The organism is Oceanihabitans sediminis (genome assembly GCF_003337215.1).
Lineage (GTDB): Bacteria > Bacteroidota > Bacteroidia > Flavobacteriales > Flavobacteriaceae > Oceanihabitans > Oceanihabitans sediminis.
On record NZ_QPIG01000003.1, the window covers coordinates 1 to 12,650 of the forward strand.

A 12,650-nucleotide genomic window follows, 5' to 3' on the forward strand; every position below is an offset into this window, starting at 1 on the left:
AATAAGCTATTAAAACAAGCTTTTGCTATTGCTAAATCTGGACTAATATATGAGGATAGCTACAGAAGTTCCTTGGTGAAAAATTAATGCTTTTTTACTTGTTTTTTACCACAGTACTTTGTTGGCATTTCGTTGTTTTATTCAAATTTATATTTTCAATTCAATAATTGTTAAATTCCTCTAAAATTGGTGATTATTTCTTTCTAACAAGAACAAGACCAAATACAGTTAAACCAATGCAAGCTATAACAGTTATAGAATTACCAATCATTGGTAGAACGTTAAAGTCGATACAATCTAATTCGCCTTGTTTTTTACCTCTAAAAAAAGCAAAGACTAAAGATGCTAAAATTAATATATATCCAATGAATTTTTTTATCATAACTAATTTGTTTTTTAATTCCGATTGAGTGAGCAATTCCGCAATTTGCTAAATTCCTTATTCAATTCGAGTTTTGCTTTTCAATTCAGTTTCCGATTCCGAAAACAAGCTAAAAGTCAAACGTTTTGTTTTAAATCACTCTTTTTTATATTTCTTATGTTCTATTTTCTTTTTTTCTAAAATCATATAAAATTTTCGTGGCGATATTTTCAGGTCTTTTGTTATTTCGCTCACTTTTTTCTGTCCTTTTTTATATAGCTTTAAATTCTCGTTTACTTTTTTGTCAAAGTAATGTTTTTCAAGTTTCTCAACGATTAGTAATTCAGTCAGATTTGAGTCATTCGAATATTTTTCAATTTCCGTTTTAATGTCTTTTAAATTACTCATAATTGTCATTTTTAACGGTTCTGCTCAATGAATGCCAACGGTTTGTGTATGGTTAGTGGCGGATTTCAAAGCACTTCACTTTCAGTTTAGCACTTAGCTTGATAAATGCTAAAATCTTGAATATCAGCATAAAAACCGCCATTAACTATACACTTTGTTACCTGCTGGCTTTTCTATTTCAACGCTTTATTTACTTGTTGAATTAGCTTTTTCCAATTAGCAAGTTCTGTCGGTTTTAGCTTATTGGCTTCATTTTCCCTTGTCCATTTTATATACATTTTCGCCAATTTGTATTTTGAAAAATCTGGAACTTCTGCCGAAAAAATATCGATTATGGGTCTGTTAGGCTGGCTGTCTGATGTCGCTTTTGTGTCAACTCCATATTCCTTTTTAACTATTCCTATCAGAGTTTCTCTTAACAGGTCTTCAATCTCCGCTTTGGGAACATTATCTACAAAATCCTTCGTTCTTAAAATGTTTTTATTTCCAAGTGTATGGACAAGGTTCTCTTGTTGTGCGGCTTGGTCGCCTGCTGAATCAGAGTCTAGTAAAGCTGCTACTTTTAAGTTGTGAGCGAATAAAATTGTAGCATAATAAACTACTTTACCTGCCGAATTAGCAAAAACTAAGGCAATCTTATCATTAAGATTTTCATCTTTTGACTCTCTTAATAAATTGGCAGTAGCATCAACATACCAATAGTCAGTAATTCCTTCTAAAATCAAGTTTCTTTGTTGAGAAAAAAGACTTTGAGCTAGGTCATAGCCTAATGCTTCTTGCAAGGGCAATAATCCTGCTGGGTCACTTGATGAAATTGTCGTGTGTACTTTTGTTCCTTCTTTTCGATTTTTCAATTCAACAACTCTAACTAAATCCAATTCATCTGGTCCAACAAGAAAAGGAGAGTGAGTTGTATAAATTGTCTGATTATGCTCTGCAAGTCTTGTAATCGTATCTCTAAAATCTCTTTGTTTCAATCCGTGTAAGCTCATTCCTGGTTCGTCAAGCAGTAGAACTGCATTTTTATGTTTATCCATTGCTTCTGCGAAGAATACAACGAAGAAAGAAACTAACCATTGGAAGCCTTCTGAACGTTGGTCTAATTCAATATCAACTCCAATATCGTCTTCTACAACAACCTTTAAATATTGTCCATCTGCTGTAACTTTAAGTTTATCCGCTTCTGGTCTTTCAGGGTTTGGCATCCAAACTTTCTTGATTTCTTCTGTTAAGCGAACACTTGCAGCGTTTAATTTGTAGCTTCTCGTATCAAGTTTATCTTTATAATCTTTTAAAGCGTCAGGTTTATTAATGTCAGGACTTTGTGTTTTACCAAGATTTGAGAGTTCTCGTGCTGTAAAACCAAGCAACTTTAACAAGCATAGATTGCCATAATCATAATATTGGTCATCAAGTAATTTCTGTTCTGTTCTTGTTGCCAAGTGTTCCAAATGCACCGAAGGTTTTACTTTGAAATAATTATTGAATAGAATAAAGACTGGTTTTAATTTACTTAAAGTATCTAATACTAATTGGTACTTACTATTGAAGTCAATTTGCTCAACTAACTTTTCGTATCGACTTTCTTCCTTTTCATTACCTTCTTCAATTAATGCATAATTTTTCTCAATGAATGGTTTTAGATTTTTACAATTTTCATCAGTTAGAATTGTAGAATCTTCAAATGTGTCAATAATTGGTTTAATCAGTATGCTTGGTTTCTTTGTCTCTTCTTCAGGATATTCAATTGAGTACTGTTTATCTAAGTGAGCAATAAGTCTAGAAAGGTCTGATTTGATGTCCTTAAAATTGATACGGTTTGGAGCATCAATTAAACTGTGATAAGTCGAGTTATCTATGTTTTTATAGAATTTGTATTTACAGTTTCTAAACTGCTCGGGTATTTCTTCTTTGTCGCTATCTTCGAGTTCAAAATAACCTGTTACTACCGTTACATTCTTTGGGTCGACTTTCCCTGTGTCTATATCATTGAATTTAGAACGTGGATAGTCTCTTAACACTTCAAAACCAAGCACGTCTGATGGTTTATTAAGCTGTTGTAAGGCTTTAAGGAGAACAGTCTTACCTGCTTCGTTTGGGCCAACCAAAATCGTTTTCAGTTCTTCTATATCAAATTCGCCTGTATCTATAATACTGCGATAGTTCTGAACTCTTGCTTTAGTTAATTTCATATTCTATGTTTTTTTTGCTTGCAGGTAACGGTCTTGGCTATGGTTTCGTTGCGTGAAAATCCGCGAGGATTTTCCGCCGTGCACCGAAGATAGCAAATTTGCGAGGACTTTCCGAGAGGAAAGTCAGAAGCAATGAACTATAGCCGTTGTTGTGTGTAGTTTTTTTTTCTTTTCGTTAATATTAATCCGCCAATATAAGTCAAAATCATAAATGGCAACCCAAAGATAATCCCAGTTATAAAAGAAAGATTTCTTCCGATATCATTTGTCAATTTCGCCATTGCTTGCGATTGTTTTTCGTTAATTTCATTTCCGCTAAAAAATCCGTCTTTGTTTAGGTCATAAGAATTTAAGTTCCATTGAGCATATATGTCGTCATAAAGAGCTGAACCAACAACTGATAAATATGCCAATAAAAAAACTGTCAAACTAATCCATAATAATCGTCTTTTATTCTTCCGAAATATTTTTTTTCGTTTAGCTAAAATCATTATTAATCCGACAATGCAAATAATCACTGGAATTAAAATATGGTATGGAATTGTTATTGGGCTCATTTTGTTAAATTACACACAACGGTTTTGTATAAGATTAGTTGCGTGGTTTAGCAACGAATTTAGCAAATACAAACCGAATAGAAAATCCGCAAGGATTTTCGTAAGTAGGCTTGAACTAGCAATTAATTTTATACGGTGTTGTAGCACGTTATTTTTTGTTTTTATATAATTCCATTGCTTTAAGGAATTTCATTCCACCATCTTCAGTCAGGTCGTTTATGAATCCATTTAATTCAGGGTTGTTTTTGTCAATCCAGCTCAAAAGTCCATTTTTATTTTTTTCCCAAGTCGGATAATCAAAGTTCAGGTAATCTGTTTCTATACTGATTATTTTATCTTTTTGAAACTTAATAATTTGATTTGTTATAAATGGTTTTTCGTGAAGAAAAAAGATTCTTTTGTCCATTTTTGAAATTTTTGCTTTGACAATTCCATCTTTTTGTTCAATTTCAAGTATTTCATAGTTAGGTTCAAAAACAGAATCCCATTTTAAAACCTCCAAATATTCTTTTATAGAATATGTATTTTTATGTTCTCCTTCTATTGTTTTTATACTATCCGCAAACGATTCCGATATTTTAGAGTAGTCCGAATTGTCAAGAATCTTAAAGTATTGTTTAGTAATTTCAACTCTGTCAATTTCCTTTTCAGAGTTTTTACAGGATATAATTCCGATTGTCAATATTAGTAATAGTACTATAGTTTTGTTCATTCGTTTTTGGTTTGGTCTAATGTGCTACAACGGTCTCGTATAACCGTCAGTTACGGGATTAAAGTTAATGATTTTCGGTTAAGAACAGGCGTTAGCAATTCCGAGTGGATTCGGACGTAGTCGAATCCGCCGTAATTGCGGTTATACATTGTTGTACAACGTTTTTTATTTACTTCTCTTAATCCACTTTCCAAATTGAATTCCGACTAAAATTGCTGGAATAAATCCAATTACCATAATCCAAAAGAATGGTTTGAAAATATAGTCCTCAAATGAGTCCCAAAAAGTGTCATAAGGTTCCATTCCTTCTTGGACAAATCCAGTCCAACCAACAAGAAACGCGGTTATTATTAAAGTCAGAAATCCGTATTTTGCTCCGACTTTGTCAGAATCTTTTTTCTTTATCAGTATTTCATATCCAGCATTTTTTCCGAACAAGTATGCAAGTCCGTAAAAAATTCCAATTCCGATAATGATGTTTATCCAATAATTCCATTCAACCATCCATTGTGGACTTCCACCAGCAAGTAACATCATAAACAGAAAGGCAATTAAAACTCCAATCGTTGCAGATTGTAGTGCTTTTTTAATTCCGATGTTTTTAGCTATTTCAGGTGTCATTTTGCTTTTTGGGAAATGTTGTACAACGGTTTTGTGTATGGCTCGTTGCGGGAAATCCGCGAGGATTTTCCGCTGTAAAACGAAGATAGCAAATTGCAATGAATTCCGATTAGGAATTCAGCCGCAATGAGCTATACACGTTGTTACCACACGTTTTTTTATTCCGCTGTTGTTTTAATTCAGTTTTTTATTTTCTAATATGTCAAATCCAAAAAGTCCATTCCGAGTTTCCAATTCAACGGTTTTATATTGATTCATTTTTTCAAAGTATTGGTTGTTAAAAACCAACTCTTTCTTAATTCCTTTATAATTAATTGTAAATACAGGCTGCTCTTCTCCGATTCTGTATTTTGTTCCACCACGTATAGAAGTCCGTTCAACAATTTTATACGATTCCTTTTTGCTTTTTTTGTCAGCAAAGTGATAATTCATAAACATAAAAACAGAGCAAGCTGTAAATCCAAATCCAATGAAATAGTTTATTAAAGCATATAGCTTTATGGTTTTGTAGTGAAAGTATGTGTTTTTAAAATTCCTAAAATCAATTCCGTATGCTATGATTCCGAACGCATTAATTATCAACGCTGGAATTAACCAATTAATGATTGTATTTCTAAAAATCTGTATTTGCAAATACATTGAAAATATTCCAATAAAGAAAATTGTCGGATAGAATATTTGTCTTTGTTTTTGCGTCATTCTCAAATGTGTGGTAACGGTCTCGTATAACCGTCAGTTACGGGTTAAAGTACGCAAATTTTTCGGTTTAGCACAGACGTTAGCAATTCCGAGTGGATTCGGACGTAGTCGAATCCGCCGTAATTGCGGTTATACATTGTTGCCCACAGTTTTTATTTTTCACGTGTTATTTTATATTCAAATCGATTTCCCAATAGCCATCCCCATTTTCTTCTAAAATACGGGTCTTTCATTTTTGTAATTCGTTTTCCTCTGTCCGTAATTGGATAAATCCGATTATTCTCAATTTCGAGTACTCGTGTTTTAGTCGGTTTCTTAATTTTCGAAATGCTATCTTTTAAACTCATAGTTTCTGGATAAACCGAAAATATGAAATGTTTTAAAATCAGTTTGTTGTCGGTTATTTTATATTTTCCGTATTCGCTCCAAGTCAAATCATATTCATTTGTCCATTTGAAAGTGTTGTCAGGATAAAGTTCAATGGTTTCCAGCAAAAAATCACCTCTTAAAATTCCTTTATACACAATTGTATCTTGCGCATAAAGATTTGTTCCGATTAAGAATATTGCTAAGTATATTATTTTCACGCGATTTTTTTCAAATTGTGGGCAACGGTCCCGTATAACCGTCAGTTACGGGTTTAAAGTTAATGATTTTCGGTTTAGCACGGACGTTAGCAATTCCGAGTGGATTCGGACGTAGTCGAATCCGCCGTAATTGCGGTTATACATTGTTGTAGCACGTTATTTTTTGTTTTTATACAGTTCAATCGCTTTTAAATAATTCATTCCGCCACTCTTTGTTTGGTCGTTCAAAAACCCATTCAATTCAGGTTGATTTTCCGCAATCCAATTTACAAGTTTATCTCTGTTTTTAACAAATTCCTCAACGTTAAATGATGCAGAAGTCCTATTGATATTTTTTATTTTATTGCCCTCAAATTGTATGATTTCGTCTGTGATAATAGGTTCGTGATGAAGAAAGGAAATTCGCTTGTCCGTTTTTGAAATTTTAGCTTTTATAATTCCATTTTCTTTTTCGATTTTGAGTATTTTGTAAGTCGGTTGGAATACAGAGTCCCATTTTACCCATTCAGCATATTCATTTTCGCTATATTTCTGTTCAAATCCGTCGTCAATGGTCGTAAATCTCTCCGTGATTAATTCAGTCGTTTTTGAAGGATTTGAATTGTCAATTGCAATGTAGAATTTTTCAGCAATTTCCAATTCATCAATTTCCTTTTCAGAATTTTTGCAGGAAATAATTCCGATTGTTATGAGTAATAAAAGAACTGTGAATTTATTCATTTTACGTTTGGTTGGTCATAATGTGCTACAACGGTCTAGTATAAGAATAGTAGCGGATTTTAAGCACTAACTTTTCGGTTTAACACAGACCTTTTTTATATTCATTTAATTTTGTTTCAGCGATTAAACCGCTATTATTTTTATACATTGTTGTACACTGGCTTTTTTTTCCGCAAACTTGCTAGCGTTGGCAGAAGACATACTCTTTTGCAATTTTTGACTTTAGCATTGGCTGGTGCGAATTGCAAATGTGTATGGCTTTAAGCGTTGGCATATTCACGTAATCTTTTCTTTTTTAATTTATTTCTAATTTCTGTCAGTTTTTGAATATTTTCATTTTTAATTCCCAAAGTTGAATTCAATATGTTAAAATCATTTTGATTTAATATTTGCTCAATATTTGATTTATTTTCAAAATCAGTTGTGAATTTTTCAAATTGAATTTGGTTAATTTCAACGTATGGAATAGGTAATTTTTTAAATTCACTAGGTATAAGCTCTAAAACTCCACCGCCATAATATCTACCATCTAATTCCGATAGAAGTAAAGTTAAAGTGTTGTAAAATGAATATATGAAGCTATTTAAATCATAGCCATTTCTCATTTTTATTTTATATGCTGAATCAGTCACAAAAGCATCTGAATTGTTCTTTAAAAGTTTTGGGTATAAATGACTTCTTTTAAAAAAGAAAGCATCTGGTCTTTCTGAAATATTTGGAATTACATACCAATTGTTTCGGATTTTACATTTATATCTGTTTGGAATTTCTTCTAATTCACCTAGTTTTAAATACTCTCGTAATTTTTTTGAAATTTTGTCATTGTCATTAAGCTGTAGAAGCCTTGTCGGACGATTGTTTTCTTCAAGCTTTTTGATATCATCTTCATTAAATACCACACTACCATTTACATAAAGTCCTTTTTGGATAATTGGTTTTGTGTATTTTGATAAACCGTATTTATTTTCAGTTTCTTTATCAATTATGAAATACTTATTTGCGGCTGTAACTATTCCAGGCTTAGAATCTGTATAATCATTTACGGTTTTGAGCTCTTTCTTTAGGCTGTCTATAAATGTTAGTTCTTCAGAAGTCAAAAAATGATGTGTCCATTTAACTTTTGATGAAACTAATAATTGGTTATTTCTTAAAATGAACTCCTCTTTTTCTAATGATTCTTTTGAGGTAATATTGGCAAAATATTCACCTTTGCTCTCTGATTTTTTGTAAGCGAAAAGTACGATTGTATCTTGTCCTTTACATTCAAACATCAAATCATTGAAAGTAAATATTTCAATTCTTTCAAATTGAGCTTTTAAATATTCTCTAATTTCTTCTGCGAATTTAACTTGTAATAATTCTGATGGTAAGACAAATGCCAGAACTCCATTTTTAGCCAACAATGTATTTGCTTTCACCAAAAATGTAGTCCAAATATTTTTAACTGAGGCTTCTGTTAGGACTTCCTTTGAATGTATTTCTTTACTTAATTCAATTTGTTTAGAGGTAAGTATATTTTTTTTAACATAAGGCGGATTCCCAACTACAGCAGAAAACTGCTTATTAGTTGAAAACTCTAAGAAGTCAGTCTTTACAAATGAAGCTGTTTTTCTACTCCATTTATCAGAAGCTGTTTTTAGTTCAACCTTGTTAATGTCTAATGCGGTTAAGTTGATGTTAATGTTTTTTTCTTTTTCTAATTCTGAAATAAATGCTCCATCACCAACACTTGGTTCCAATATTGACATACGAGTTCTCTTTCCAAAATGAGATAATACTCTTTTAGAAATAAAGCTTGCCAAATAAGCAGGCGTATAATAGGAACCTGTATTTTTTTTACTCATTATAAAAGGACGCTAACTGTCTTTGTAAAAAATAGTGTTTTTTACAAATTGGATTAAGTTTATTTTCTATCTCTTTATATTCGCTACTATCTTCTGGATAATTTATTAATTCTTCAATTATTTTCTCAATTGCTATTCTTGTTTTGTTATAATTCCACAACAATTTTATTTCTTCCATTCTTTGGTCAAATTTAAATGCAATTGTTGCCATCCATTTACCTAGTGGTGTATGCCACAATATTCCTCCATCACTAGTTCTATATAAATGATTGTCATAATCTGGATCACAAGGTTCTATAAATCCTATACTTCCATTATGATAAACATCATCTCTTTGAGATGGCCAATGTTTTGACTTATTGTTGTTACAAAATCTACAAGAATAAACAAGATTTGAATATTTAGATAATCCTATTTGACTTCCAGAATTCATGAGGAAATCTTTTGGCACAAAATGATCGATTTCAAAATATGTTCGTGTATATCCAAATCCATCAAAAGCACCACAATATCCACAGCAATGATTAAAATCTTCTTCTAAATCCGGTTTATGTTTTTGATAGTTTTTCCCTTTTTCCGATTTTGAAGGATTTGTTCTTCTTTTAGGAAATGTTTCTCTTACACTCATTGCTTCTTCTTTTTTTCAATAAGTTTTTTTAAGAACTCTTCCGCTTCATCTTTTAAATCTTCAACTTCAGACAAATTTTCTGAGAGCAATAAATATTCAGGAACCTCTATTTCATTTGAGGGATCAAGTACTTTTAGCTCTTTTTGTAATTTTAAAAGATTGTGCTTTTCATCTGGGTTCAATTTTTGAATCTTACCCTTTTCTAATAAATTAGAAATATCATTTTTTCTTCGTTGAATATGTTTTCTATATTGTTCAATACTTCTTTCAAGTGTTATAATAAAATGTTGTACTTTTTTATTATCATCTTCACCTTCACTAAAGATTTCATCTTTATCAAAAATAATTTTCCAATCTTCTACGTGTGGTTCAGCGTCATCCTTTTTATTTGTAAAAATAATATGAGGAAATAGAGGTTTGGCATCATAAATAGCACATTCAACAGCTTCTCCATTAAAAACTACCAAATTAGATTCATCTAATTTGTAATCAATCATTAGCAAGTCAATATTAGAATCATAGACCTGTTGCATTAAATCTTCAAGAGTCATACCTTGAGTGAATTCATAACCTACAACCTCAAAACCAAATTTCCTAAATCTTCTCTGATATTTTCTGACTTGCTTAATATCTTCGTCAACATAGCCAATTCTGTATTTAGTCTCCATAAATTTTATTTTCTTAGTGGAAATGATATCATAACCGAAAAGCCTTTTTCTGGTTCTAAAATATCTATTGTTCCATTGTTATCATCAATTACAGATTTCACAAGGTACATACCTAAACCTGTACCTATTTCTTTTCCTTTTCTATCCCTTTTTGCTGTTTTAAAAGGCAAAAATATTTCTTCCTTGTCTTCAAAAACTTCATCTAATCCAACTCCATTATCTGAATATAATATTTCAATAGAATCATCTTTAACTTTAGCTGAAATATTAATAGTTCTTTCCTGTACTTCAATTAAATTGTTAAATGAATCAATTGAATTGTTTATGAGATTAGTGAATATTGTTGAGATATCCATTTCAAAAGCTCTAAAGTCGTACGGTTTATCTTTGGTTTCATCAACAATATTTAATGAAATATCTTTTTTCTTAAAAATTCTACTCCAAGATTTATTTAAAGATTTGAGGAAGCCAGAAAATTCAAACTTTCCTCTAGTTCTTTTGTCTTTTTTAATTGCTGTTAAAGCATAATCCACCCAATGAATTATCTTATCAGAATTTTCATCTAACAATTCTATAATATCAATACCATCCTTATATTCAACAGACTTTTTCTTTTCTTCTGGAACAATAGACTTAAATAATACTTCTAGTTCCTTTATCTCTATCGCATTATCCTTAATTTCCTTTAATTCGTGAGCAAAAGAAGACACTACGAGACCTAAGCTTGCCAATGATCGTACTTGAACAATTTCTTGGTTCTCTTGCTCTGCCTTTTCGTCATCAATTGCTTTAAAAGTGTCTTTAAAAGCTTCTTCGTAGGTCTTTTTTTCTTCCTCTTCCTTCTTTTCCTCAAATAAGTCAGTTTTTCCTTTCTTACCGTAAATTGACTCTTCTACTTTTTTCCTTTTTTCTATTATCTTATTAGCAAGTGCTTCCGCTCTTTTTTGAATTTCGCTTTCCCTTTTTTCTTTTGCTTTTTTCTTTTGTTCTAAATAGATAGGATTAAGAATTTTTGTTCTATCATATTCAAATTCACTAATAATGCCTGTGAGGATAAGTTTAAAAATTTCAAAAGTTTCATTTTCTTGTAACGCTCCTCTATCAGCTTTGTCTACCAATAATGGATTAGTACTTCTAGAAATAGTAATTATACCAGCAGTGGATTCTGGCCTAACTCGCCAATCGCCAATTCTTTGACCTGGACCAGCAGGACTTTGAGCTGCACGATAACCCAATCGAAGCCAATCATTATTTGGGTCTCCATAAGGTCTAACTCTAAAAGAGTCTCTATATATTTTAACACCTCCAAATCTTTTTAAAATTGATTTTCTTTCACTTGCAGATATAGTTTTATAAGGATAGCCTTCCTTTAATGAATTTGTAAGTTTTAAGTAAAAAAATGTAAAATCAAAACTCCCGACCTCCTTCAATAATTTTCTATTGGAACTATTAAGTTTCCATTCTAATACTTTGTCAATAGACTTCGAATACTGAAATGTTTTGTTTTCTAAAGATTGTAAGTCGTAAGGATGGCTTTTGTTTTTATAAACGTTGGGATAGTTCTTTTTTAATGACTTAATGTCAATCTCATTCCTTGTAATTTCGAAATCTACATTCAGATTTTCAGCATCATAACTAGCTTTTAGTTTATAGTCAAAATCATTAAAAAACGCGGTATCAACTTTACCGAACTCTTTTGGTTGTTGAAAATGTTTAAAGAATACTTCAAAAGGAATATTAAGTTCTTTTGGTGGAATTAAAGCTTCTAAACTTTTAAAGACAGAAGATGTCTCTTCGTTAAACCAATCATCTTTTAAGTGTGCTATTTTAATGATTGTACCTCTATCAAAGTTTAAATCTCTTATAACTTTTTCTATAAGGACATTGTCATTAGTAAGGCTTTTAATTTTACTCTTTAAGTCAATTTTTTCAGACTTTAATTCTGCTTCAATTTGTGAAATAGCTTTGTCCGCATTATCAAATTGATTCCAGTCCATTTTCCAAAATGAACCAATACCATCTTTTGCTTTTTTGGAAAGAGTCCACATTTCAGTTTCAAATCCAAGTCTGTCTAATGCAAAACGTCCAATTCCTTTTGCACCAGTTTTAGTTCTTTTATCGTCAGAAATATAATCTTTCTCTTTATTGCCTGTTCCAATTTGCATCCAATGGTCTTTAATAACTTTTTCAGTCATTCCTTCACCATTGTCAATAATATATAGGATGCTTTTTTCTTTTACAGGAATTTCAATTTCTTTTCCATCGCTGTCTTTTACTTTTTTTGTTGGAATGTCAAAAAGTACTAAGCAATTTTTTGCATCAGCATCATAAGAGTTTTTGACTAATTCAATAATAGCTCCTTCTGGGTTAGAGAAATTTTCTCTACCCAATAACTTTCCCGCTCTTGCGGAAACTTTGAAAGCAATCTTAGTCATTATTAACTTCTAATTTTAAATGTTTGCAAACTTCTTCTAAAACTTCTGCAGGTTCGCTATCAATTGCTAAAGCAATTAAATAAAGTTCTTCAGCTGTCAAACGTGTAGAGTTTTTTAAACTTAATTCGCTTAGACGAGAAGCACTAATTCCTGTTCTTCTAGATATTTCAGCCTTATTTACTGATTTCTTATCTAAGAGCTTTCCTATTTCTGTCATT

At 31.3% G+C, this 12,650-nt stretch carries 14 protein-coding genes; all 14 read right to left on the reverse strand.

The features are described from left to right. Window positions 1–193 precede the first annotated feature (193 nt). The 14 genes from DU428_RS08355 to DU428_RS08425 all read right to left on the reverse strand — a co-directional run bounded on the left by DU428_RS08355 (window position 194) and on the right by DU428_RS08425 (window position 12,649). Window positions 194–382, reverse strand: a complete 189-nt coding sequence (locus tag DU428_RS08355) for a hypothetical protein (protein ID WP_123796501.1) — start codon at window positions 380–382, stop codon at window positions 194–196. Window positions 383–517: 135 nt separating this feature from the next. Continuing rightward, a complete protein-coding gene (locus DU428_RS08360; RefSeq protein WP_113966845.1) occupies window positions 518–769 on the reverse strand; it encodes a hypothetical protein in 252 nt (83 codons plus the stop codon). Window positions 770–942: 173 nt separating this feature from the next. Further along, the gene (locus DU428_RS08365) at window positions 943–2,961 is read right to left on the reverse strand and encodes an AAA family ATPase (protein ID WP_113966839.1); all 2,019 of its coding nucleotides are present in this window, start codon (window positions 2,959–2,961) and stop codon (window positions 943–945) included. Window positions 2,962–3,098: 137 nt separating this feature from the next. Then, a complete protein-coding gene (locus DU428_RS08375; RefSeq protein WP_123796503.1) occupies window positions 3,099–3,518 on the reverse strand; it encodes a hypothetical protein in 420 nt (139 codons plus the stop codon). 148 nt (window positions 3,519–3,666) lie between these two features. Then, window positions 3,667–4,230 (reverse strand): hypothetical protein, encoded by a 564-nt coding sequence (locus tag DU428_RS08380; protein ID WP_113966841.1) that lies wholly within the window; start codon window positions 4,228–4,230, stop codon window positions 3,667–3,669. A 165-nt stretch (window positions 4,231–4,395) separates the two neighbouring features. Further along, window positions 4,396–4,851, reverse strand: a complete 456-nt coding sequence (locus tag DU428_RS08385; protein WP_113966842.1) for a hypothetical protein — start codon at window positions 4,849–4,851, stop codon at window positions 4,396–4,398. Window positions 4,852–5,025: 174 nt separating this feature from the next. Further along, on the reverse strand, window positions 5,026–5,550 hold the full coding sequence (locus DU428_RS08390; RefSeq protein ID WP_113966843.1) for a hypothetical protein: 525 nt from the start codon (window positions 5,548–5,550) through the stop codon (window positions 5,026–5,028). A gap of 152 nt (window positions 5,551–5,702) precedes the next feature. Continuing rightward, window positions 5,703–6,137 (reverse strand): hypothetical protein, encoded by a 435-nt coding sequence (locus DU428_RS08395; RefSeq protein ID WP_113966844.1) that lies wholly within the window; start codon window positions 6,135–6,137, stop codon window positions 5,703–5,705. A 156-nt stretch (window positions 6,138–6,293) separates the two neighbouring features. Continuing rightward, on the reverse strand, window positions 6,294–6,857 hold the full coding sequence (locus DU428_RS08400) for a hypothetical protein (RefSeq protein ID WP_114436832.1): 564 nt from the start codon (window positions 6,855–6,857) through the stop codon (window positions 6,294–6,296). Between the two features lie 260 nt (window positions 6,858–7,117). Continuing rightward, entirely contained in the window at window positions 7,118–8,701 is a 1,584-nt protein-coding gene (locus tag DU428_RS08405) for an Eco57I restriction-modification methylase domain-containing protein (protein WP_243633473.1), read from the reverse strand. Further along, window positions 8,694–9,329, reverse strand: a complete 636-nt coding sequence (locus DU428_RS08410) for an HNH endonuclease (RefSeq protein ID WP_113966820.1) — start codon at window positions 9,327–9,329, stop codon at window positions 8,694–8,696. Before DU428_RS08410 ends, DU428_RS08405 begins: the two co-directional genes overlap by 8 nt. Beyond that, the gene (locus DU428_RS08415) at window positions 9,326–9,997 is read right to left on the reverse strand and encodes a hypothetical protein (RefSeq protein WP_113966819.1); all 672 of its coding nucleotides are present in this window, start codon (window positions 9,995–9,997) and stop codon (window positions 9,326–9,328) included. The genes DU428_RS08410 and DU428_RS08415 overlap by 4 nt, the downstream gene beginning before the upstream one ends. A gap of 5 nt (window positions 9,998–10,002) precedes the next feature. Beyond that, window positions 10,003–12,432, reverse strand: coding sequence for a sensor histidine kinase (locus DU428_RS08420; RefSeq protein WP_113966818.1), 2,430 nt, complete (start codon window positions 12,430–12,432; stop codon window positions 10,003–10,005). After that, window positions 12,425–12,649, reverse strand: a complete 225-nt coding sequence (locus DU428_RS08425) for a helix-turn-helix domain-containing protein (RefSeq protein ID WP_113966817.1) — start codon at window positions 12,647–12,649, stop codon at window positions 12,425–12,427. The genes DU428_RS08420 and DU428_RS08425 overlap by 8 nt, the downstream gene beginning before the upstream one ends. Window position 12,650: the final 1 nt, after the last annotated feature.